18 protein-coding genes and 1 other RNA gene are annotated in these 22,399 nt (G+C 60.2%); 2 read left to right on the top strand and 17 right to left on the bottom strand.

Annotated features, from left to right (window positions below):
- Positions 1 to 55: 55 nt before the first annotated feature.
- The 8 genes from AAAX35_RS01830 to ssrA all read right to left on the bottom strand — a co-directional run bounded on the left by AAAX35_RS01830 (position 56) and on the right by ssrA (position 9,145).
- Positions 56 to 3,052 carry a BTAD domain-containing putative transcriptional regulator gene (locus AAAX35_RS01830; RefSeq protein WP_349116552.1) on the bottom strand — a complete coding sequence of 999 codons (2,997 nt, stop codon included), beginning with the start codon at positions 3,050 to 3,052 and terminating at the stop codon, positions 56 to 58.
- A 450-nt stretch (positions 3,053 to 3,502) separates the two neighbouring features.
- Entirely contained in the window at positions 3,503 to 4,231 is a 729-nt protein-coding gene (gene nagB, locus AAAX35_RS01825) for a glucosamine-6-phosphate deaminase (RefSeq protein ID WP_349116551.1), read from the bottom strand.
- A 272-nt stretch (positions 4,232 to 4,503) separates the two neighbouring features.
- Positions 4,504 to 5,001 carry a PTS glucose transporter subunit IIA gene (locus AAAX35_RS01820; RefSeq protein ID WP_117839977.1) on the bottom strand — a complete coding sequence of 166 codons (498 nt, stop codon included), beginning with the start codon at positions 4,999 to 5,001 and terminating at the stop codon, positions 4,504 to 4,506.
- Positions 5,002 to 5,072: 71 nt separating this feature from the next.
- Positions 5,073 to 6,410 (bottom strand): phosphoglucosamine mutase, encoded by a 1,338-nt coding sequence (glmM, locus tag AAAX35_RS01815; protein ID WP_349073807.1) that lies wholly within the window; start codon positions 6,408 to 6,410, stop codon positions 5,073 to 5,075.
- A gap of 123 nt (positions 6,411 to 6,533) precedes the next feature.
- Complete coding sequence (rpsI, locus tag AAAX35_RS01810) at positions 6,534 to 6,929, bottom strand: 30S ribosomal protein S9 (RefSeq protein ID WP_022094634.1); 396 nt, start codon at positions 6,927 to 6,929, stop codon at positions 6,534 to 6,536.
- A gap of 2 nt (positions 6,930 to 6,931) precedes the next feature.
- A complete protein-coding gene (gene rplM, locus AAAX35_RS01805) occupies positions 6,932 to 7,375 on the bottom strand; it encodes a 50S ribosomal protein L13 (protein WP_022094635.1) in 444 nt (147 codons plus the stop codon).
- Positions 7,376 to 7,532: 157 nt separating this feature from the next.
- Positions 7,533 to 8,411: a patatin family protein gene (locus AAAX35_RS01800; RefSeq protein ID WP_349116550.1), complete on the bottom strand. Its 879-nt coding sequence runs from the start codon at positions 8,409 to 8,411 to the stop codon at positions 7,533 to 7,535.
- A 370-nt stretch (positions 8,412 to 8,781) separates the two neighbouring features.
- Positions 8,782 to 9,145: a transfer-messenger RNA gene (gene ssrA / locus AAAX35_RS01795) on the bottom strand.
- Between the two features lie 237 nt (positions 9,146 to 9,382).
- On the opposite strand from ssrA, the gene AAAX35_RS01790 reads away from it, so the two are divergent.
- Positions 9,383 to 9,817 carry a hypothetical protein gene (locus AAAX35_RS01790; protein ID WP_349116549.1) on the top strand — a complete coding sequence of 145 codons (435 nt, stop codon included), beginning with the start codon at positions 9,383 to 9,385 and terminating at the stop codon, positions 9,815 to 9,817.
- Positions 9,818 to 9,875: 58 nt separating this feature from the next.
- Here AAAX35_RS01790 and AAAX35_RS01785 read toward each other — a convergent pair whose 3' ends face one another.
- The 6 genes from AAAX35_RS01785 to AAAX35_RS01760 all read right to left on the bottom strand — a co-directional run bounded on the left by AAAX35_RS01785 (position 9,876) and on the right by AAAX35_RS01760 (position 17,267).
- Entirely contained in the window at positions 9,876 to 10,391 is a 516-nt protein-coding gene (locus AAAX35_RS01785) for a PIN domain-containing protein (RefSeq protein ID WP_349116548.1), read from the bottom strand.
- Positions 10,388 to 10,741 (bottom strand): hypothetical protein, encoded by a 354-nt coding sequence (locus tag AAAX35_RS01780; RefSeq protein ID WP_349116547.1) that lies wholly within the window; start codon positions 10,739 to 10,741, stop codon positions 10,388 to 10,390. The genes AAAX35_RS01785 and AAAX35_RS01780 overlap by 4 nt, the downstream gene beginning before the upstream one ends.
- 138 nt (positions 10,742 to 10,879) lie before the next feature.
- Positions 10,880 to 12,895, bottom strand: coding sequence for a heavy metal translocating P-type ATPase (locus tag AAAX35_RS01775; protein ID WP_349116546.1), 2,016 nt, complete (start codon positions 12,893 to 12,895; stop codon positions 10,880 to 10,882).
- Positions 12,896 to 12,973: 78 nt separating this feature from the next.
- The gene (locus AAAX35_RS01770; RefSeq protein ID WP_022094642.1) at positions 12,974 to 13,219 is read right to left on the bottom strand and encodes a DUF6110 family protein; all 246 of its coding nucleotides are present in this window, start codon (positions 13,217 to 13,219) and stop codon (positions 12,974 to 12,976) included.
- 463 nt (positions 13,220 to 13,682) lie between these two features.
- A complete protein-coding gene (locus AAAX35_RS01765) occupies positions 13,683 to 15,440 on the bottom strand; it encodes an ABC transporter ATP-binding protein (protein WP_349116545.1) in 1,758 nt (585 codons plus the stop codon).
- Positions 15,441 to 17,267 carry an ABC transporter ATP-binding protein gene (locus AAAX35_RS01760; protein WP_349116543.1) on the bottom strand — a complete coding sequence of 609 codons (1,827 nt, stop codon included), beginning with the start codon at positions 17,265 to 17,267 and terminating at the stop codon, positions 15,441 to 15,443.
- Positions 17,268 to 17,387: 120 nt separating this feature from the next.
- Here AAAX35_RS01760 and AAAX35_RS01755 point away from each other — a divergent pair, with 120 nt between their 5' ends.
- A complete protein-coding gene (locus tag AAAX35_RS01755; protein ID WP_349116670.1) occupies positions 17,388 to 18,386 on the top strand; it encodes a helix-turn-helix transcriptional regulator in 999 nt (332 codons plus the stop codon).
- A 224-nt stretch (positions 18,387 to 18,610) separates the two neighbouring features.
- Here AAAX35_RS01755 and gatB read toward each other — a convergent pair whose 3' ends face one another.
- From gatB to gatC, 3 genes are read right to left on the bottom strand one after another with little or no spacing between them, the layout of a single operon-like run.
- Positions 18,611 to 20,287 carry an Asp-tRNA(Asn)/Glu-tRNA(Gln) amidotransferase subunit GatB gene (gene gatB, locus AAAX35_RS01750; RefSeq protein WP_349116542.1) on the bottom strand — a complete coding sequence of 559 codons (1,677 nt, stop codon included), beginning with the start codon at positions 20,285 to 20,287 and terminating at the stop codon, positions 18,611 to 18,613.
- A complete protein-coding gene (gatA, locus tag AAAX35_RS01745) occupies positions 20,287 to 21,801 on the bottom strand; it encodes an Asp-tRNA(Asn)/Glu-tRNA(Gln) amidotransferase subunit GatA (RefSeq protein WP_349116541.1) in 1,515 nt (504 codons plus the stop codon). The genes gatB and gatA overlap by 1 nt, the downstream gene beginning before the upstream one ends.
- Positions 21,801 to 22,112: an Asp-tRNA(Asn)/Glu-tRNA(Gln) amidotransferase subunit GatC gene (gene gatC, locus AAAX35_RS01740; protein WP_055250987.1), complete on the bottom strand. Its 312-nt coding sequence runs from the start codon at positions 22,110 to 22,112 to the stop codon at positions 21,801 to 21,803. The genes gatA and gatC overlap by 1 nt, the downstream gene beginning before the upstream one ends.
- Positions 22,113 to 22,399 lie beyond the last annotated feature (287 nt).

The following is a 22,399-nucleotide window of genomic DNA, read 5'->3' as shown; positions in this document are numbered from 1 at the left end:
CGACTGGCCATACCGAGTAGCCTGCGGGCGTCCGAGTGATTCGGGCGCCCGTTTTTTATCGCTCGACAAGCACGCGCTTGAGCCTGCCTTCGACCAGGCGCTCATACAGGCGCCTTGTCTCGGGCTCGGGCACGCCTTGAACCTGCTCTCGCAGGTGGTGCATGTGGCCGCTGTATAGCTCGACAACATCGCGGCGTCGTCCCGCCGCACCGTAAACGCGCATGGCACAGCGAACCATGTCCTCGCGCGCAGTCTCTTGGCGAAGCCCCGATTCAACGAGCCAAATTGCCGATTGCAGGTCATTTTCCTCGAGAGCGGCATTCGCTCCCCTAATCATGCAGTCGATGTACTTGGATTGCATAATGTGGCGCATGCGCGTAAAAAACGTGGGATTGCAACCGGTGGGAACATACAGCGGCCCCGCGTAGAGCTGCTCAACCTTAAGACAAAGCTCAACCAGGTGAGGGCCTCTCGCGCCCATACGGTTTCCCAGGATCTCGCGGCTCAGCTGGTCAAAGAGCCTTACATCGGTCTTAACGTAGTCGCCGTTGAGCCCTATGCACTCGTTTTGGATGAGCACGCACGACTTGCCATCCGGCGTTGGACCCAAAGCCGAGCGCAAGCGCGATACCGTCGAATACAGATTGTTGCGCGCGGCGCTAAACTCGGCATGGGGCCACAACTCCATGGCGATTGTCTCGCGGTCGACCATGGCATCCATGCCCAACGCGAGCCGCTCGGCAAGTGTTGCCGCCTTTTTGCGACGCCACATCTTATCCGTGATGGGAAAGCCGTCGCGCTCGGCGCGAAATGTGCCAAACATGCGCATCTCAATATGGCCGATCGCATCGACAGCCTCAACCTCGCCCGCCTGGAACAGGTGCTCGCTTTCGCCCTCAAAATCATCGCGTAGTGAATACCGCGACAGCTCACGCACCGGAAGCTTCTTGCGAATCCTGACGGCAGGCTCGCCCAGACAGTGCATCGCAAGACGCGCAAATAGCCGATACGATGGGTCTAAAATCCCCGAGCGATTCATAGACATCCAGGCGGCAAGATCGCTATCGCGGCCCGCAGCGGCCAGGTGCAGCGCCACGATCCAGGCTTCTGAGCCACCGACCTGCGTCTTGCTAATGTCGAGCAGCTCCGCCTCTTCGCGAACCGATACCAGCGATGTATTGCGCAGGTACGCCACGCGCTCCAGCAGCAACGCGTTTTCGCGCATGTACGTAATCGATTCGTCGGCGAGCTTGAGCACCTGAACCGCGCGGAACTTCGCGTTGACCGGCCGCCCCTCCGCCAGCGATTGCCAACCCTCCAGCAATAACCCAAACAGCTGAATTTGATTGTCACGAACACGCACCGCAAAGCGGTCGAGCTCGCCAAACGCCACATCGTCGATCACGGGCAAGCCCGCGAGCAGGCGCCGCGCGGCCAGCACCATACGCAGCCAAATGGATGGCGCCTTAAGCCCGCGGATATCGAGCGCCTCGAGTATCTGCGCCATCTTGTCATCGCGCTCGTCGGGTTTAGCAAACGAGCCGTCGAACAGCTCCACCAGCATATGGTCGGCCTGTATGAGAATCCCCGCGATGTCGAGCTCGCAATCATAAGCTTTGCACGCCTTGAGCTTCGCGAGAACATTGCCGTCTTCCGCTCGCTCGGTTAGGTGGCGCTTGACCTCGATATGCGCGGACAGCATGTCGAGCACCTCGCAGGATGTCTGTTCTTGCACAACAGGGTTGGCGGGAAGCCCCAGGTCATTGTCGCCGTAAAAGGCGATAGTAAGCGCCTGGGCTATTTTCCAGGTAGCGGGGTCGACCTCGCGGGCCGCCTGGTCACCCGCACGTTCGATAACGGACGCCATATACCTTGCCAGCTTTGTATTGCACACGCTGACAGCCGCCAGATACACGCCGAGTGCCTCGGCGGCTGTCGGCTCTTGCTCCTGCTTTTCCGCATTGATCATCGCCGATGCTGCACGGCAAATGTCCCCTCCATGCCCGGTCAGGGCAAGATCGGCCCCATACTGCCCGGCAAGCTCCAACACCACACGGCGGTCCAAGAACGCATCGGCCAGGTCCATGGCCAAATCGCATCGGGCCGCCTTTATCAAAATGCGAGCAGCCCGCGATACTAGTTCGGGACGGATCTCGGCAACAAGCTTTCGCAGCCTCAGGCGCGCGTTGTCCTTAGCGCCCAAACACCTAAAGGTGCGATCAGACGGATCCACGCCAAAAATCGGATAATCGCGCACAAAGATAGACTGGTCGACCATCGAAAGCCTCACACCGCACGCCTCTAGCTCCGCAATGCGGCCCTCGCCCATCAATACCATCAAGCAGGCAACGGTAAACAACAGGTTGTTCTCGAGCGATGCGAGATCGGCCAGCGCCGCACCGTACACGTTGACGATTTCGTTTTCGAGCAACCCGGCAACATCGCCCTGTCCATACATTCCCGTCTGCAGGGCAGATACCAGCTCGGGTACACCCTGTGTGAGCCGATAGAAATCAAGCGATGTGCTGATAGAGAACGCCGTGGCCCATGACGAATACTCATAGGCGTGCACCTTGAGCATCTGCGCATTGACTTTTACAGAATCGCCCAGCCCGTGGATAAGCAATCGGTTGGAGGGGCGGCAGGCAATAAAGACCCCCGTCCCCGTAGCACGTAAGCTGCGGATTCGATCGATGAGATCCTCGGTTTCGTGCTGCTCGAGATTGGGCACGTTGTCGATCGCAACGAGCGAATGAGGTTTGTCCTTAAGCTCATCGGCGACAACCTCGAGCTGCATAAAGAGCTCGCGTCCAATCGCGCGGTCGGCCTCGATAATCCGAACCGGCCCTCGCGTGGGGTCCGATTTAACCTCCTGCACGTATTGCAGCAACACCGACGTCTTACCAAACCCATCGGGCGCGTAGAGCAAAACAATTCCCGCCTTGCGCCCTTTAACGATGAGCTCGTTCATCAAGCGATCGCGCCGCACCATATAGCCGCCGCCCGTCGGCATCAACTCGAGGTCGTCCGTATTGCCCAGATCGTTTACCATGCTTGCTCCTCAACTCGACCATATGGACACCGTAGCTGCAGGACCATATGAGCCGCCCCGTGAATAGCGCGACTTAGAGTTTTTAATTGTCTGCCGGTACGTGTTTGGCAAGTTTTTGTACAGCGAGGCCCGATGGTAACTTATCCCCCGACCAATAGGTCTTTGCGCAGGTCAATGCGCTTGCCAGCATGTCCCATCCCATTTGCAGTGTAGCGCAGTCGGCTATTTTTATTTGAGTTGCGCAACTCGCCTACTCCTCGCTACCGCCTGCGACTCTATGGTGGCAAATGTGCATAGAATCTGCTATAGAATGAATCACAAAAATTTAAAACCCTCCAGTCAAGCACGCGGCAAGGTTTCCGTCATGTATACGCCACGGCGTATGTCCACTAAAAAGGCCCCCGCAAAGCGAGGGCCTTTTGAGAAACTATGTAAGATCGCTTGATCGCGTTACTCGCAGAGCGAAAGAGCGGCCTCGTCAGCAACGACAACGCAGTTGGTGTGCAGCTGCAGGATCGAAGCCGGGCATTTGGGCGTAACCGGACCATAGCACATATCGTGCACGGCCTGAGCCTTGGCCTCGCCGTTGGCGACAACCAGGATCATGCGGGCATACATGATGGTCTGGGTGCCCATGGTGTAAGCCTGACGGGGCACGTCATCGATGCTGTCGAACAGGCGGCTGTTGGCCTGAATGGTGCTCTCGGTGAGGTCGACGCAGTGCGTGCCCTTGGAGAAGTGGTCATCGGGCTCGTTAAAGCCGATGTGACCGTTGTTGCCAATGCCGAGCAGCTGCAGATCCGGGTAACCGGCGGCAGCGACGATCTTGTCGTACTCGGAGCAGGCAGCGGCGGCATCGGGGTTGGAGCCATCGGGCACGTGCGTGTTGTTCAGATCGATATTGATGTGATCGAAGAAGTTCTCGCGCATAAAGTAGTGATAGCTCTGGGGATCGTCGTGCGAAAGACCACGATACTCGTCCAGGTTATAGGTGCTGACCTCGGCAAAGTCAATGTCGCCCTTCTCGTACCAAGCAGCGAGCTGTTTGTAAGCGCCAATCGGGGTGGAGCCGGTGGCAAGACCCAACACGCAATCGGGCTTGAGGATAACCTGAGCCGAGATGATATTAGCGGCCTTGCGGCTCATATCCTCGTAGTCTTTAGCTTTAATGATTTTCATTACGCGTCCTTTCTCGTACAAGAGAGGCAAGGCTCCCCTTACAAGCACTTGCCCGCGGCCCGCGTCGGCCGCAACCAACGTGTGCGGCCACCAGGGCGAGGTCGCGTAATATATGTGTCTCGTGTCTAACCGCGTCGAGGCCCCTGCCCGTCCACGGTGACCCAAAGCTGTTTAGCTTCGGACAATCCCCATCTTGCCACGGAGGGCGCCCTCTTTCAAGGGCGCCCTCCGTAAACGTGATTGAATTGTAGGCTAAAGGCCAAGCGGAGCGACTAGCGCTCGCGAGCAACGATGAGCTGGTCCATCTCCTCGACATGCTCGCCAACGGAGCCCTTGATGCTCGAGAACTCAACAGAGTTGCACACCAAGATGGGAACCGTCACATCGTAACCCTCGGCAGCAATTGCCTCGCGATCGAACTCGATGAGCACATCGCCCTTATGGACGACATCACCCACCTGTGCATGCACGCTAAAATGCTTGCCCTCAAGCTGGACAGTGTCCAAACCAACATGGATGAGCACGTCTAGACCATCGACCGTGTTGAGCGCAACGGCATGACCCGTGGGAAAAATCGCCTCGACCTTAGCGTCAGCCGGAGCAATCACACGTGTACCCGTAGGCTGAATCGCCACGCCCTGACCCAAAAGGCCGGTGGCAAACGTCTGGTCTTTGACCTCGGACAACGGAATGACGTCGCCCGAGATGGGAGCATCCAGCGTAAGGACTCGACCACGCATACCAAAAGACCTCAGGACTTTAGTGAACATGCTCCCCCTCGGACATACCAATCAATCAAAATAGCTTTAACAGTTTACCACCTGGCACCCGTTTTTGACCATTAGGGAAGTTCGCGCTTGACAACCTCGACGATGTCGTCAACCACACGCTGGGTCAACTCGTGCGTCTCGGCCTCGGCCATCACACGGACCAGCGGCTCGGTGCCACTCGGACGTACCAGAATGCGGCCGCGACCGTTGAGCTCCTTCTCGGCGGCAGCGACAGCGTCCCAAATGGGCTGACAATCGTCCAGGCCGGCCTTATTGTCGGAATGTACGTTGACAAGTACCTGCGGGTACTTCTTCATGATACCGGCAAGGTCGGTGAGGGTGCGGCCGGTGCGCTTGAGCACGGCCAGAAGCTGCAGGGCCGTCACCAAGCCGTCGCCGGTGGTGTTGTGCTCCAGGAAGATGATGTGGCCGGACTGCTCGCCGCCGATGACGGCACCGTCCTCGAGCATACGCTCAAGAACATAGCGGTCGCCCACGGCGGTCTGGACCATCTCGAAGCCCTGCTCCTTCATGGCGATGGAGAAGCCTAGGTTGCACATAACGGTCGAGACGATCTCGGAGTTGGCGAGCTTGCCGCGAGCGGCCAAGTCGGAACCGCAGATGGCCAGGATGTAGTCGCCATCGATCTCGTTGCCCTCGCTGTCCACGAACAGCACGCGATCGGCGTCGCCATCGTGGGCCAGGCCGATGTCGGCGTGGGTACGCAGTACGAGCTCACGCAGGGGCTCAAGATGAGTGGAGCCGCACTCGACGTTAATGTCGGTGCCGCAGTAGTCGGTGTTGATGGCATGGACCGTGGCGCCCAGGCGCTGCAGTGCGGCGGGCGTGGTCTGGCAAGAAGCGCCGTGGCCGCAGTCGACGGCAACAACCAAGCCGTCGAGCTTAAGGCCGTCGAGCGTGTTGATGGCATGATCGACATATGCCTTGCGGGCGTCCTTCATCTTGATGATGTGACCCACACCGGCGCCGGTCGGCAGCGTGTCGGCAGCCATGGCCTCCTCGGACATGACCCAGGCGCTGATCTCTTCCTCGACAGCATCGGGAAGCTTCATGCCCTTGCGGCTAAAGAACTTGATGCCGTTGAACTCCGGCGGATTGTGCGAAGCAGAGATGACGATGCCGCCGTCGAGCTCGTTTTGGACGGTGAGCAGCGCCACGGCCGGCGTAGGGATAACGCCGCAGCAGTGCGGTCGGCCGCCCTCGGCCATAATGCCGGCGGTCAGAGCACTCTCGAGCATGGTGCCCGAAAGACGCGTGTCACGGCCGATGCAAATGTCCGGACCAAGGAACTTGGTCGCCGCACGGCCAAGACGAAACGCGAGGTCGCACGAGAGGTCGGCGTTGGCGACGCCGCGGACGCCATCGGTACCGAAGATGTTCTGGGGCATAGGATCGCTCCTTCCCAAGTGGGCAAAACGCAGTCGCCCACCCTAGTCGAAAAAGAAAAGCGGGACCCGCCGAGCAATCGGCAGGCCCCGCTTGTACATTGCATCTCGTAAGGAGATAAAACCTTAGCGCTTGGAGAACTGGGGAGCGCGGCGAGCCTTCTTGAGGCCGTACTTCTTGCGCTCGACCACGCGAGCATCGCGCGTAAGGAAACCGGCCTTCTTGAGGTCAGCACGGTAGTCGCCAGCGTTCAGAAGAGCGCGAGCGATGCCCAGGCGCAGAGCGCCGGACTGACCGGAGATGCCGCCGCCATCGCACAGAGCGATAACGTCGAACTGACCGGCGGTGTCGGTCACCTTGAAGGGAGCAAGGGCGTTCTCAACGAGCTGATGACGGCCGAAATACTGCTCGGCGTCACGCTTGTTGATGGTCACCTTGCCGGTGCCGGGGACGAGACGGACGCGGGCGACGGCGTTCTTACGACGGCCGGTACCCTGGTAGACAACGGTGTTCTCAGCCATCTTTAAGCCTCCAGCTCAATCTTCGTGGGGTTCTGGGCAGCGTGCGGATGCTCGGCACCAGCGTAGACCTTAAGCTTGGTCATCTGGGCACGGCCGAGGGTGGTCTTGGGCAGCATGCCGCGAACGGCGCGCTCGATGACCTTCTCCGGGTGCTTCTCCATAGCCTGGCGGAAGCTCTCAGCCTTGAGGCCGCCGTTGTAGCCGCTGTGGCGATAATAGGTCTTCGTGTCGGCCTTGTTACCGGTAAGCTGGACCTTATCGGCGTTGATGACGACAACGAAGTCGCCGCAGTCGCTGTTGGGCGTGAACTGGGGCTTGTTCTTACCGCGCAGGATCATTGCGATCTGGGTGGCAAGACGGCCCAGGACAGCACCATCGGCGTCGACGAGAACCCAGTTGCGCTGGACCTCGCCCTGCTTGGCGTAGTGAGTCGATTTCGAAATCACTTAGACTCCTCCATGTACAGTACGTGTTGTTACAGAGATTCACGGGGCTCTGCAAGTAACCCGTCCATATTACCCCGCTCGCCGCCCAAGTCAACAGGTATTTTGGTTCTGACCAGACTTTCTGCACATGTCGTCCATGGGTCATGACGTCGCGACACTAGCGCTCGACAAATGCCTCGATATCTCCCAGCAAGCGCTTTGCCTCCTGGCGGCCCTGAATATACAGGTCGAGGAGCTTTGCCGGATCGTGCTCAACGTGACCGACCTCGACCGGCTTTTGCGGAGCAACGACCAGTGCGCGGCCCTCGCGCTCATACTTCCACAGATGCATGCGCTGGATGTTATAGCGGTCGTGGCGCGTCTCGATAGCCTCGAGCAGGTAGGGGTAGTCGGCATAGCGGGCGCGCGCGGCGGGCATAAACTCGTAGGGCTTTTTCTCGTATGAGCGGTCCTGCGTAACGATAACGACCGCACGGTCGAAGCCCGCCTCCTCGAGCACATGCTCGATAGGGACCGAATCGGCTACGCCGCCGTCGACGTATTTGTGCCCGTCAATCTCGACCGGCGGCGTCACCAGCGGCAGCGACGTCGAGGCGCGCACGGCATCGAGGTCGAGCACGGCGCTTTTGACCGGCAGGTACGCGGCGGTTCCAAAGAGCATGTCCGTCGCGGCGGCGTACATCTCGATGGGGCTGGCGTCGAACGTCTCGTTGTCAAAGGGATCCAGGCGGTCCTGGACGTCGTTAAAGATAAAGTCGTAACCCACAATAGAGCCCGTGGACGCAAACGATGCGGCACCCATGTAGCGGCTGTCGTTACAGAAAGCCAGGTTGATGCGGTTGGCACGGCCGATCTGGTGCGACTTGTAGTTGACGCCGTTGAGGGCGCCGGCCGATACGCCATATACCGCCGGAATCTCGACGCCGACCTCCATGAGGACGTCGAGCACGCCTGCGGTAAATTGCCCGCGGAAGCTGCCGCCCTCCAGGACGAGCGCGACCTTGCCGGCGTTCTTTGCTTTATCTTCTGCAGTCATGTTGACCTCCTGCTGTTTCGTTTTGGCTTTCTTCTACCCAGTTTTGGGATAGAGAGCGCACAGGTTTTGGAGTTGAGGGGGTGGGGCGGTCGGCGGGAAAGCGCGTCCCACTCTGCGTTGCTGCGGCGCATGGCAGGCTGAGATTCGATATCATCGCATCTATATAGGTTTGAGGCTTTGCGCGGAGAATCCGCGTATTTGCTTCGCAAATCCGCACCGGCTTCGGCCGCCTGCCGGCGTCCTCGCCCGCGGGCTAAAAACGCTCACGCGTTTTCTTAACGCCCGCGCCCTGCGCAGAGTTCGATTCTCCGCGGTATCTGTAAGTAATAAAAAAGCAGGTAGGTGCGTTTACCTACCTGCTTGTAACTATTGGTGGAGGCGCGGAGAATCGAACTCCGGTCCACGAAAGCCCCCTGATTGGCATCTCCAAGCTCAGTCGCTGGTTTTGTCTCGGACGCTTTGCGCGCAGCGACACGCTCGCGGCATCCCAACCGGTTCGGTCTTAGCCCGCGCCATACCGATTACGTGCGCAGGAGCATTCCCCTAAAATGACGTCGCGCCGGTGTCGGGGAAATCACCGGGTTGACGCGCCGCTATAAACTAAGCAGCGAGAGCCATAGGCTCAAAAGAAGAGTTGTTGTCAATTCAATTTGACGGTACCCCTGTTTAACGAGGCGAGGAGACCTCGGCTTGCTTCCTCTCTCAGAGCTATCGTGTCGAAACCAGTCGCCCCCGAATGTCGGGAAAGTCTGGATGGCATTGGGCACGAGCACCCAACACCCGTCGACTTTTCAAGGAACACGCGGGGTGAGCCCCGCTCGTGGATAGCTATCTTACCACGTTCTAAAGGCGGACAGCTGCTCTATGCACGAGCTGTGAAGACCATAATGTGCACCACACTTCGCACTTTTGCTACCGGACACGTCACGTATATTTTCGCCAAGCAAAATTGACCCATCGAAAGGACCGTTATGGATACCAAGCAGCAACTCGTCAATGCCCTCGCAGGTCTGGGCTCAACCATTACCGAAGCTATGGATGTCATCGAAGGCTTTGTCCCCTGCGGACATCCCGCCCTCACGGTATCGAACGCACTCGTCGTGCTGGACGCTGACGATGATGCAGCTCTCGCCCAGCAGCTTGAGACCGTCGAGGGCTTTATCGACCATGTGAGTGAGAACCGCGGCGTGTCCGCCTACCACGGCATCGAGGTCGAGCTCGCGGGTCCAAAAGCTGATCTGCTCGCAGCAATCTGCGAGGTAGGCGCCCTTATGCAGACCGCAGGCGTCAAGAACACCCAGGTCAACGAGTGGGTCTACCGCAGTCTGGCAGCACTCGATAGCTCCGACGAAAAGGCAGCCGAGCAGCTCGCAGAAAGTCCCGCCATTAAGGCCGAGCTTTTGTAAATAGCAGATGCGGGTCCCTTGGCGCATCGTCGTCCAAGAGGCCTGCAAACAGTTCGCGTCAACTGATAGCCGCGTCGCCGCGTTCGGCCAAAATAAGAATCGGCATCATTTGACGAGGTGTCTTTGCTGCAAGATCGGCATGTTCGAGCAGTTTGCGATCGTTAGTTACCAAGTAATCTGCCCCAGCGCGTCTGCATGCCGCCAACACCAAATTATCCTCGTAATCATGATGAAGCGTTAGATACTTATCGGCCAACCACAAATCGGATGCGTCTGCGCCCACGGCGGTGGCGTTTTCGGTCATATTTCGAACAAACGCCAGCGCCGCATCGCCAATCGCGCGGGCAGACGCCTCGTCGAGCGCTCCCCCGCTGGCAAGAACGCTACGCTTCAGCTCGTGTTGGACAACGTACAGTACATCCTTGGCGATATGCACCGGAAAGAGCAACGTTGCGCCAGATTCCGCAGCCCGTCCGATAAACGCACGCGCGGCAAGCGACTCGGCATGGTCGACGCAAAACGAATCAACCCATACGTTGGCATCCACCATTATTTTGAGGGGAGCCCCGCTCACAGGATCATCCCCTTTTGGCGATAGCGCTCGTCCATGGCTTCGGAATAGATTGTGTCCCAATCGCGATCGTCGGATACGGGCAACGTAGCGATGCCCAGGTCCGCGTAAAGTTGATCCGCCGCCGCCCATGATGCGGCGAACGGAGTATCGGGCGCGACGGTCTGCTGCCGGTCGTCGACGGCCGCAAGCACTTCCTCGCACTGCCCGCCACCCTGCGCGACCTTGGCCACCACCTTTTTGATGAGCTCGGGCAGTGACCTGCCCGAAAGCCGCAGCGCTTCCTCGGCACGGTTCTTGACCTGGCGATCCACGCGAACGTTCACCTGCGCCATGCCGTCAACAGCACCCATCTCAACCTCACCTTCGACTTCCGCTATCTTAGCTAGCACAACTATATATTGCTGCTAGCACATGGTCAAACGCAAAAGGCCTGCATTCTGGCGGCTGCAACACCGCCCAAATGCAGGCCGAAAACTAAAGTAAAAGTGCTAGCGCAGATATGCTTTCGCGTTGCTCAGGCTGTAGGCAATCGTCGAGCCATTGTGCAGCAACGACGACGTCTGCGGGGTAATCGCGCCGGTAATGCCGAGCGCCAGGAGCGCCGAGTTGGTGAGCATCACCTTAGAATAGGAGCTCGTCAGACGATCAATGAGGCCCTGACTCATGCGGCGCAGGCGCACGATCGCGGCGAGATCCGTATCGGTCAGGATGATATCGGCGACCTCCTTGGCGATATCGCTTCCGCCACCCATCGCCAGACCCACGTCAGCCAAACCGAGCGCCGGCGAATCGTTGACGCCGTCGCCCACCATGGCAACGTAGCGCCCCTCGCTCTTAATGCGCTCCACGTAAGCGTACTTGTCCTCGGGCAGCAGCTCGGCCTTAAACTCGTCGACCCCTGCCTCTCGCGCAATGCGCTCGGCCGTGCGCTCGGAATCGCCCGTGAGCATGACCACGTGCTTGACGCCCAACGCATGTAGGTCGGCGATGGCCTCGCGAACCCCGGGCTTAAGCGGGTCCTCGATACCGAGCACGCCCACAACGGTGCCGTCGACCGCCAGATACAGCGGCGACAGGCCCTGCATCTGGGACTCAATGCGCTCCTTAATGTCGGAATCGAGCTGCGCGCTCTCGTCCTCAAACACAAAGTGTTCCGAGCCGATAATCGCGCGACGCCCTTCGATGGACGAAGCGATGCCGTGCGCCACAATATACTCGACCGCAGCGTGACGCTCGCGGTGCTCGAGCCCTCGCTCGCGGGCGGCGTTGACCACGGCACGCGCCACCGGATGCGGGAAATGCTCCTCCAGGCAGGCAGAAAGGCGCAGGACCTCGTCCTCGCTCCAGCCGTCGGTCGTGAGCACGCAAGCTAGGCGCGGCTGGGCCTCGGTCAGCGTACCGGTCTTGTCAAAGACAATGGTATCGGCCTTGGCAAACGACTCAAAGTACTTAGCGCCCTTGACCATAACACCCATCTTGGCAGCATCGCTCATGGCAGTCATGACGGCAACGGAACCCGTGAGCTTGAGTGCGCACGAGTAGTCGACCATCAACGCCGCTGAGGTCTTGATGAGGCTGCGGGTGGTAAGCGCGACCAGGCCCGCGAGCAGGAAGTTCCACGGGACGATCTTGTTGGCAAGGTCCTCCATATGCGACTGGCCCTCGGACTTGAGTGAGTCGGCGGTCTGCACGAGCGAGACGATCGAGCGCAGTTTGGTTTGCGCCGTATTGGCGCGCACGCGCACCAGGATGCTGCCGTCTTCCACGACGGTACCGGCGAACACGTCGTCGCCCGCGCTGCGCTCGACGGCAAGCGGCTCGCCGGTCAGGGTCGCCTGGTTGACCATGGCGCTCCCCTGCTCGACCACGCCGTCGATGCAGATAGACATGCCGGTGCGAACGGCCACCAAGTCGCCGGGCTCAAGCTCGGTCGCGACAACGCTTACCTCGGTGTCGCCGACCACCTTTTGCGCCTTGTCGGGCACATCGAGCAGCGAGTTGATGAGCTCGTTTTCGCTCATGGCGCGGGTGTAGTCCTCGAGCAGCTCGCCCACGTTGAGCAGGAACATCGTCTGACCCGCGGTGTCGACATCACGTTTGACGAACGAAATGCCGATGGCCGAAGCGTCGAGCACAGGAACGGTCAGGCGCGGCTGCGCCAGCTCATGAAGGGCAGCGCGCAAAAATGCCATGTAACCGGCCACGACAAACACCGCACGCAGAGGCGTCGGCAAGAACCAACGGCGCGCGTAGTGGGCGCCGATAAGTGTGGCAAGATCCATGACGAGTTTGTGCTTGCGCGGCTCGAGTTGCATCACGTAGCCCGACTTGGCATCGGCGATAGCTTGAGCATCGAGCGCGCCCAAGGCATCGAGCACGCTCGCGCGGCGCGGCTCGTCGTACTCCAGCGCCATCTGGCCGATGCGGCCGTAGACGCGCACTTTGCGCACGCCGTCGATTTCGCCGCCAAGCTTAAGAAGTGCATCGAGATCGCTCTCTGGCACAGGACCCGCCAATTGAAGACGGGTCCTGCCGGGGATCTCGCTAATAATCGAGAATCTCATAGTTTGTGCCTGGGAGCGTTACTCGGCTGCCTCGTCAGCAGCCGCCTCGCTCTGGGTGATGTAGGCAGCCTCGGCAACCATGTCATCGACATTAGCCTTGGCCTGCTCGACCATGTCCTGATAGCAGTTCTTGACGCGCATACCGCACGCGATGCCCTGCACGCAGGCGTTCTTTACCGGAGCGCTGGTGAGCAGCTTGATGCCGGCCGTACCAAGCAGAAAACCGCCACCGACAAGCAGGGTGTTAAACGTCGACTTCTTCATGTTGCTTCTCCCTTTTGCCGCATTGGACGCGGCACGGTGCCTCAGCACCCGAGTAAACAAGTTTGCTCGAGCACACTTTTGGAAAATAGTTTAGTTTATCTAACTATTAAGTTCAACAAAGGTTAACTTTTTGGAAATCTTAAGGCGCGGAACAGCCGACTTCTGGCGATCCGTCTGCCGCAACGTACATCTCCGGCATCCAAGAAAGGCTCTTCCCCGACCCAACAATCGAGGTCTAATACTTTTCCGCGAAGTGAACGAGCAAAATTGGACCCCCGAAGCATCCGCATTTTTCGCCAGCAAAACCGCAGGAAAAACTCGACAAAACCGCAGGAAACAGAGCCCAAAAAGTGTCGATGCTTCAGGGGTCAAAATAAGGTCGTTCACTTCTCGGGAAAAGTATTAACCTTCGATTTCCACAACCCCAAATACACGACAAAAGGCCGGTCTCTTTACCCCTTTCCTACAGTTGCCAGGCAGCCGCCTCCTTTTGCAGCGCAACCATGCGCGCGAATTCTCCACCTGCCGCCTTGAGCTGCGCCGGAGCGCCCTGCTCGGCAACCACGCCATCCTTGAGCACAACGATTTTGTCGGCATTTTCCACCGTACGCATACGGTGGGCAATAACGATAACCGTCTTGCCCGCGAGCAGGCGGGAAAGCGCCTGCTGAACCACAGTCTCGTTCTCTACATCCAAGCTTGCCGTCGCCTCGTCCAACAGCACGATGGGCGCGTCTTTGAGCAGCGCGCGGGCGATAGAGATGCGCTGGCGCTCGCCGCCGGACAGCTTGGAGCCGTTCTCGCCAATCATGGTGTCGTAGCCCTGCGGCATACGACTCACAAACTCGTCGCAGTTGGCGGCACGCGCGGCCGCAAGTACTTCCTCATCGGTGGCATCACGACGCCCGAGGCGGATGTTTCCCATCACCGTGTCGTCAAAGAGCAGCACGTCTTGGAAGACGATCGCGTAATCACGCAGCAGTACCTCGGGATCGACGCTCGCAACATCCACACCGCCCACGGTAACCTTGCCCGCGGTGGCATCCCAAAAGCGCGCGGCCAGGCGGCTCACCGTAGACTTACCGGAACCCGAAGGGCCGACCAGTGCCGTAACTTCGCCTTCCTTGGCGGTAAAGCTCACATCGGTAAGAACTTTCTCGCCGGCGCGGCCGTCCTCGCCCGCGCCATAGCCAAATGCCACGTGATCGAACACCACATCGTGGCCCGCGGGCTCAAATATCTCGCTGCCCCGCGCCACAGGCTCTTCCATGATGGAACGCATGCGCTTGGCAGAGGACTCGGCGGCAAACAGCTCGGACATTAACATTAACGCCTGGTCAAAGGGTGCATAGATACGGCTCACCATAAGCAGGAAGGCAAACATCACCAAAAAGTCGACCTGCCCGGAGGCGACCATCGCGGCGCCCGTAACCAGCGTGGTAGCAATGCCCAGACGCAGGATGGCAAAGGCGGAGTTGACCAAAAGCCCGTTAGCGAGCTCGCCCTTGGTGGTCTCGCGCTCCTCGGCATCGATCACGGCGTTGAGTCCCTCAAGATAATGAGCCTCCTGGTTGGTAGCGCGGATCTCGCGCACGCAGTCGAGCGTCTCCTGGATCGCCTCGGTGACCTTGACCTTCTCGGCGCGTACACGGTCGAACACCGGGGTCATGGGGCCGCGTGTTAGATACAGCACGGCAAAGGCCACGGGAACGCTCCAAAACGCCGCGATTGCCAGCTGCCAGCAAAAGAACAACGACGCCACGAACACAATGGCGCTTGCGATGATGGCACCCCAAAGCTCTCCCAGCACGTGGCTGTAGGCGTGCTCCATGGCTTGGACGTCACCCATGATGGTCTCGGTTAAATCGGCCAGATCACGACGACCGAAAAACGGCAGCGGCAGTTTGCGCAAGCGCTCGGCAATCTCCATACGCTGCTTGCCGCACTCCTCGTAAAAGATGCAGTAGGTGTAGTAATACTGCTGCCAGTTAGAGGCAAAGAGCAGCACGAAAAAGACTAGGAGGCCGCCCACGATCGGCAGGGCATCCGGCAGGTCGGCGCCGGTGGCGAGATGTTCGACAAAGCCGGCCATAACCAGGAATAAAAAGCCCATGCCGGCCATAGTAATGAGATTGGTGAGCGTGGTCCAGAAGACGCCGCGCTTTACGCCGGCGATGCCTTTATCGGATAGGAAATACTTCTTTTGGAATGAGGCGAACATTTAGGCCTCGCCTCCCTTCGTGACGGCGGTATCCGCACTCGCAGCAGTAATCTTCCAGCTCGCGGCTTGCTCGTACTCGGCCCACATCTTGGCATACAGACCCTCTTGGGACAGCAACTCGGCATGGGTGCCCGACTCCTGCACGCTGCCCTGGTTGAGCACCACGATTTGGTCTGCGCCCACTACAGTCGAGAGTCGGTGCGCAATCATAATGACCGTGCGACCCGCCGCCAGTTTGCTAAAGGCACGCTGGATGAGCGCCTCGTTCTCGGGGTCGGCAAACGACGTGGCCTCGTCGAGCACCACGATAGGCGCGTCTTTAAGGATCGCGCGGGCGAGTGCCACGCGCTGGACCTCGCCGCCCGAAAGATATGCTCCGCCGGCACCGAGCATGGTATTGATGCCCTGTGGGAGCTTGGCCACAATGTCGTCGCACTGAGCTGCGGAGAGGGCCGCACGCACTTCGTCGTCAGTGGCCGTAGGCTTGGAGGCGCGCACGTTATCGGCAAGTGTTTGCCGGAACAGCTGGTTGGTCTGGAACACAAAGGCGACCTGGTCCATAAGCTCGTGCGGATCCATATCGCAAACGTCCACACCGCCTACGAGCACTCGACCCGAGGAAACATCCCAAAAACGCGGAATCAGGCTTGCGCAGGTTGACTTACCGCCACCCGAGGGACCCACCAGGGCGAGGGTGCTACCCGCGGAAACGCTAAAACTAACATGGCTAACGGCAGGTGCTTCGGCACCCTCGTACGTAAAGCTCACGTCCTCGAATCGCACGTCGCCGCCGGCAGGGTGCTTGGGTCGGGCGGGCACGGAGAGCTGCTTGGAATCCATGACGCTTCGAATACGAGCCAGCGAATCGGCACTCATCTGAGAGGCCTCGCCCACAAACATGAGCTTGGTCATAGCCGTCGGCACCACGGCCGAAAATATCGCGTAAAACGTGAAGTTGGCCATAAAACGCGCGAAATCCGTCTCGCCCGGCGCCAACAGCAACGCCACGGGCAGTAGGAATGCCACAAGACCATTGAGCGCAGTAAGGTTGAGCACCTGCGGACCTCGGCAGAACGTGCCCGCATAGCTTTGTGCCATGTCGGCGTATTCGGCAATCGCATCGTGGAAAGCCTTAAAGGAATAGACCGTCTGCTGAAACACCTTGACCACGGGAATTCCGCGTACGTATTCGGTGCCGGTCTTGTTCATCTTGACCAACGCTCCCATGTAGGCCTTCATGAACTCGGCGCCTTTGCCGCTCATCATGGTGGCCATGGCGCCAAGCGAAATGGCCACCGAGATAAGGCATGCCGCGCCCAAGCGCCAATCGAGGGCGAAAAGCAGCACGAGCAGGCCTGCAACCATGGCGGTGGCGCCGGCGATATCGGGCAGCATGTGTGCGAGCAAAGTCTCGGTGGAGGCGGCGCATCCGTCTACAACACGACGCAGCTCACCGGTGGCGTGCGTGTCAAAGTAGCCAAGCGGCAGCTTAAGCAGGTGCTCGCTCGTAGTCTTGCGGATATTGGACGCGCAGCGAAACGCGGACAGATGCGTGCACATGAGCCCCACGAAATAAGCTACGATGCTTGCCAGGGCAAAACCCACGGCCCACCAGCCATACATCGCGATGTTAGTGGCTTCGCTCCAGTTGGGCGCCACGGCGATCAGATCGCGCGCGACAAGCCAAATGCACACGAACGGGCCAAAGCTCAGCAGCTGCGAGAGCGCCGAGAGCGCCATGCCCAAATACGTTAGGAATTTACGGTCGCCGGCATATGCAAGCAGCTCGCCGATACCGCCGCCTTCCCTTTTTGATCCCTTTGCCATGAGGTTCCCTTCTGACGGCTTGAGAGTTAACCGTAATCAACTTATCATTGATATGTTAGCCAAGGCACACAATCGAGCCAGGCGTGGACGTTTCCGCAAAGGAAGGGGACGCTTTTGAAAATGCATCGGGCCGCGACCGACATAACCGAGCTCTATGCACCACAGTTTGAGCAGTTTGGCCTGGAGCTTACCGGCAAGGGCGCTGTCTTTACCGGCGAGGTGGCAAACGATCGGGCGCACGGACGCGCATGGATCATGCCCCTCTCCCCTGCCTGCATCGTTATGGAGCATTTCATAACCCCGACGCGCAACATGTACCTAGCCGAATACACGCCCGAACCGTACGCGTGCGTGAGCGAAGTCAGCGCGCCCACACTTATATGCATGCCCGAGGCTGGCATAACGCCCGCGAACCTCAAACCATTGCATGGACCGTGGCCAAACAATGCCGTTTGCAGCTTTATTCAAGATAGCTGTGGCGAGGAATTAAGCCCGCTGTTTGCGGGGGAGCTTTATCACTCGCGCTCGGTGCTCTTTTTGCCTGGATATTTTAACGAACTGGAGCACCGCTATCCCACCGAGTCCGCGGGAATCTTTGAGGCGTTTGCCGAGCCATGGCACGAGGAAGCGACGTCTGCCATCTGCCACACGCTGCGCCGGATTAACGAGGACCGCGCCCGCACCGTAGGCGGACACGTCTATATGCAGGGCATCGTGGAGACCATGGTCGCGGAGCTCGCCTGTTCGCGCGCGGCCCACAAGCAGGCGCGGCAGGCGGCAGGCACACGCGTCAGCATAACCATTGCCGAAGAAGCAACGGCAATGATTGAGCGCGCGCTCGACAAAGGCAGACGTGTGGGTATCAACGAGGTGGCCGAGAGGCTCTACACAAGCCGCTCCAAACTATGCGCCACCTTTAAGGCCCAAACTGGCGAATCCCTGGGCGCCTACATTCGCAGACGCCGCATGGAGCGAGCACAGGACCTTTTGGCCGACAGCTCGCTCACGATAGCGCAGGTGGCAGAGCGTCTAGGCTACCCTCAGCAGGCCGCCTTCGCCCAAGCCTTCAAGCAACACACCGGCACCACCCCCACCACCTGGCGCTCCCAGCATATATAAAGAATGAGGGCGCCATCGGCGCCCTCATTCACCAAATTCAATCCAGCCCACCTGACCCGAACGGCCGAGTCGTCTGGCCGGGGAAGCCCCGAGTCGCCGGGGTGTTTGCTCCAAATGAGTTCCGCATGCAAAGAAGGCCACTAAATGTGGCCTTCGTCTTGCATAGGACTGTTTGAAATTTGGAGGAAATACCCCGGCGACTCGGGGCTTCCCCGGCCTCGCAGCTACGAGAGCGACGTTCTCAGCAACTCGTTGAAGAGCTTCGGGTTGCCCTTGCCGCGGCTTGCCTTCATGCACTGGCCCACCAAAAAGCCGATGACCTTCTGGTTGCCGTCACGATACTGCTGCGCCTGATCGGCACAGTTTGCCAGCACCTCGTCCACAATCGGCTGCAGCGCACCGGCATCGCTCACCTGACGCATACCGCACTCGTCGACGATCTTGTTGGGATCGTCGCCGGTCTGGGCCATGGCCTCAAAGACCTCGTGCGCCTGGTTGGAGCTAATGGCATCGGTCGCGAGCAACTTGGCAAGCGCTGCCACCTGAGCCGGTGCAATACCGGACTCGGTCAGCGAGACACCCGCGCCCTTAAGGTAGGCGATCATCTCGTTCACCAGCAGGTTTGCGACCGTCTGGGCCTCCTTGCCAGCCATACCGGCAGCGGCCGCCTCAAAGAACTCGGCAAACTCGGGGTCGCCGGCAATCTGCTCGGCATCGGCCGCCTTAATGCCAAAGTCGGCCTCAAAACGGACGCGCTTGGCATCGGGCAGCTCGGGGATCTCGCCACGGCAGCGGTCGATGAACTCGTCGTCCAGATCGAACGGCGCCAGGTCGGGATCGGGGAACAGACGATAGTCGTCGGCCGTCTCCTTCACACGCATGACCACGGTGCGCTTGCGGCTGGGCTCCCAGTGGCGGGTCTCCTGATAGATGATGCCGCCCTCCTCGAGCACCTCGGCCTGGCGGCAAATCTCGTAGGCAAGGCCATCGTGCAGGCTCTTAAACGAGTTGAGGTTCTTGAGCTCGGTCTTGGTGCCCAGCTTGGTCTCGCCGCGACGGCGCAGCGACACGTTGCCGTCGCAACGCATGGAGCCCTTCTCCATGGAGCAGTCAGAAATGCCCAGTGTCACAAAGATGCGACGGAGCTTCTCCATAAACAGGCGAGCCTCCTCGGGCGTGCGCAGGTCGGGCTCGGTGACGAGCTCAATCAGCGGCGTGCCGCAGCGGTTGTAGTCGACGAGCGACTCGGCAGCAGCGGTAATGCGGCCCTCGGCACCGCCCACGTGCACCATCTTGGCGGCATCCTCCTCCATGTGGATGCGCAGGATGCGAATGGGCACCGTGTAGGAACCGTCCTCGCGGCGCTCAGGCATCTGCAGGTTGGACGCGTCGTAGCTGGCCAGGTGACCGGCGCGCTGGTTGCCCTCGCGCATGGTCGATGTCATGGACGTGGACAGGCCCTCGGCGTTGGCCGAGGCGCTCGCCAGACTCTGGGCCTCGGCCTCGCCAAACGCGCAGTCGGGGCGCTCGGCGGCACCGCGACCGGTCACGTCCAGGTCCAGGTGACCGTACATGGCAAAGGCGACCGGGCCCTGCGTGGTTTGGAAGTTCTTGGCCATATCGGGATAGAAGTAGTGCTTGCGGTAGAACATCGAGTGGCGCTGGATCTCGCAGTTGGTGGCGAGACCGGCCTTGACGATGCTCTCGATGGCGCGCTTGTTGGGCACCGGCAGGGCGCCGGGCAGGCCCAGGCACACCGGGCACACGTTGGCGTTGGGCTCGTCATCGTGGCTGAGCTTGCAGTTGCAGAACATCTTGGTATCGAGTGCGGTGAGCTCGGTATGGATCTCCAGGCCAATCACGGCCTCCCAATCCTGCAGGACCTCGGAAAGCTCCTTCATTACAGCTCGCCTCCCTTCCCGGCAAAATCGGGCGCGACGGAAAGCGCGGGCGCACCCGTGGCGGCATCGGCAAAGCCGCGCTCCAGGGCGCGGGCAAACGTGAGCAGCTGACGGTCCTTAAAGGCCGGACCAACCAGCTGGGCAGAAACGGGCAGCTTGGTGTCCTCGCCCAGGCCCAGCGGCACCGAGATACCGCCGTTGCCGCAAATGTTGAGCGAGATAGTGTACAGATCGGAGAGGTACATCTGCGTGGGGTCGCTGATCTCGCCAAACTTAAAGGCCGTACGCGGCGAGGCGGGCATAAGGATGGTGTCCACCTTGGCATACGCGGCGTCGTAGTCCTGCGTGATGAGCGTGCGGGCCTTTTGCGCAGCGTAGTAGTACTTGTCGTACACGCCCGAGCTCAGCAGGTAGGCGCCGAGCATCTGACGGCGCTTGGCCTCGGCGCCAAAGCCGTGGGCGCGCGAGAGCGAGCTTTGGTCGGACAGGTTGGCGCAGCCCTCCTCCTGATAGCCGTAGCGAATGCCGTCGAAGCGAGCCAGGTTGGAGAACGCCTCGGCCGGGCCGATGACGTAGTAGGCGGCGATGGCGGCGTCCAGGTGCGGCAGGTCGACCTCGACCAACTCGGCGCCCTGGTTCTGCAGCTCCTGGGCAGCGCGCTGAACAGCGGCCTTGACCTCGGGCGTCAGGCCCTCGGCCTCCATAAACGCGGGGATAATGCCCACGCGCTTGCCCTCGATGCTGTCGTTGAGATGCTCGGTAAAGTCGACGGCGCAATCCTGACTGGTGCAGTCGTACGGATCGTGGCCCGCGCCGGTAAGCGCGTTCATGGCCAGCGCGACATCCTCGACCGTGCGGCCAAAGGGGCCCACCTGGTCGAGCGACGAGCCAAAGGCGACCACGCCGTAACGGCTCACGGCGCCATACGTGGGCTTAAAGCCCACCACGCCGCACAGCGACGCCGGCTGGCGAATGGAGCCGCCGGTGTCCGAGCCCAGCGAGAGCGCGACTTCGCCCGCGGCGACGGCGGCAGCGGAGCCGCCCGAGGAGCCACCGGGCACGCGCTCGGTATCCCAGGGGTTGTTGGTGCGGTGGAACGCCGAGCTCTCGGTGGAGCTGCCAAAGGCAAACTCGTCCATGTTGGCCTTGCCCATGGGCAGGCAGCCGGCATCGAGCATGCGCTGGACACAGGTGGCGGTGTAGACGCTCTGGTAGTCCTCGAGCATGCGGGAAGCGCAGGTGGTGCGCGTGCCCACGAGGTTCATGTTGTCCTTGATAGCCAGCGGCACGCCCGCGAGCGGGGGCAGCGGCTTGCCTGCGGCGCGGTCGGCATCCACGCGCGCGGCGGCCTCGAGCGCAAGCTCGGGCGCCACCTGCAGGAATGCCTGGACCCCGCCCTCGCGCGCCTCGATGGCGGCAAGAGAGGCCTTGGCCACCTCGGTAGCGGTAAAGTCGCCGGCGGCAACGCCCGCGGCGATCTGGGCGGCGGTAAGGGAATCGAAGCTTAGCGCCATTACTCGCTCTCCCCCTCTCCCAAAATGGACGGCACGCGGAAGTAGCGGTCGCGCGCGCTGCCGGCGTTTTCGAGCGCGACGTCGAGCGGCAGGTCGCGCTCGGGCTCGCGCAGGTCATCACCCATCACGTTGGACAGGCTTCCGATGGGATGGAACGTGGGCTCCACGTCGGGCAAGTCATATTGCAAGACGGGCTCGAGCATCTGGACGGCGTCGTTCATGTAGGACGTCATCTGGGTGAGCTCGTCATCGGTCAGTGCGATCTTTGCGTACTCGGCGATGCCGCGCACGTCTTTCTCGCTGAGTGCCATAGGCGCTCCCTTCCGCATAACAGATAAACCGCTCTAGTATACAAGGCAACGCCGCTTGGAGCAGGTGCTTTACCCAAATGCAGCGAAAACGTAACGAGGGCGGCGGGCTGGCGGGCCGGCGGTTCCGCAGCGAAACCGCACCGTCCATAGCGAAAACCGCGCCGTCCGAAACGAAAACCGTCCCGCCCACAACGAAGACCATCACAACATTCGACACTTTTCGTCAATATCGCGATTTTCATCGAATGTTGTGATGGTTTGGAAGTCCCGACCACCACAAAGGCGCC

Origin of the sequence: Collinsella sp. CLA-ER-H11 (genome assembly GCF_040092445.1) — a bacterium.
Lineage (GTDB): Bacteria > Actinomycetota > Coriobacteriia > Coriobacteriales > Coriobacteriaceae > Collinsella.
This window is presented reverse-complemented; position numbering and strand designations above follow the sequence as displayed.

Bases quoted from the DNA above. Each gene is read 5' to 3' on its own strand.
- AAAX35_RS01830 (WP_349116552.1), bottom strand. From the start codon at position 3,052: ATGGTAAACGATCTGGGCAATACGGACGACCTCGAGTTGATGCCGACG.
- nagB (WP_349116551.1), bottom strand. From the start codon at position 4,231: ATGAAAATCATTAAAGCTAAAGACTACGAGGATATGAGCCGCAAGGCC.
- AAAX35_RS01820 (WP_117839977.1), bottom strand. From the start codon at position 5,001: ATGTTCACTAAAGTCCTGAGGTCTTTTGGTATGCGTGGTCGAGTCCTT.
- glmM (WP_349073807.1), bottom strand. From the start codon at position 6,410: ATGCCCCAGAACATCTTCGGTACCGATGGCGTCCGCGGCGTCGCCAAC.
- rpsI (WP_022094634.1), bottom strand. From the start codon at position 6,929: ATGGCTGAGAACACCGTTGTCTACCAGGGTACCGGCCGTCGTAAGAAC.
- AAAX35_RS01800 (WP_349116550.1), bottom strand. From the start codon at position 8,411: ATGACTGCAGAAGATAAAGCAAAGAACGCCGGCAAGGTCGCGCTCGTC.
- AAAX35_RS01790 (WP_349116549.1), top strand. From the start codon at position 9,383: ATGGATACCAAGCAGCAACTCGTCAATGCCCTCGCAGGTCTGGGCTCA.
- AAAX35_RS01780 (WP_349116547.1), bottom strand. From the start codon at position 10,741: ATGGGTGCTGTTGACGGCATGGCGCAGGTGAACGTTCGCGTGGATCGC.
- AAAX35_RS01770 (WP_022094642.1), bottom strand. From the start codon at position 13,219: ATGAAGAAGTCGACGTTTAACACCCTGCTTGTCGGTGGCGGTTTTCTG.
- AAAX35_RS01765 (WP_349116545.1), bottom strand. From the start codon at position 15,440: ATGTTCGCCTCATTCCAAAAGAAGTATTTCCTATCCGATAAAGGCATC.
- AAAX35_RS01760 (WP_349116543.1), bottom strand. From the start codon at position 17,267: ATGGCAAAGGGATCAAAAAGGGAAGGCGGCGGTATCGGCGAGCTGCTT.
- AAAX35_RS01755 (WP_349116670.1), top strand. From the start codon at position 17,388: ATGCATCGGGCCGCGACCGACATAACCGAGCTCTATGCACCACAGTTT.
- gatB (WP_349116542.1), bottom strand. From the start codon at position 20,287: ATGAAGGAGCTTTCCGAGGTCCTGCAGGATTGGGAGGCCGTGATTGGC.
- gatA (WP_349116541.1), bottom strand. From the start codon at position 21,801: ATGGCGCTAAGCTTCGATTCCCTTACCGCCGCCCAGATCGCCGCGGGC.
- gatC (WP_055250987.1), bottom strand. From the start codon at position 22,112: ATGGCACTCAGCGAGAAAGACGTGCGCGGCATCGCCGAGTACGCAAAG.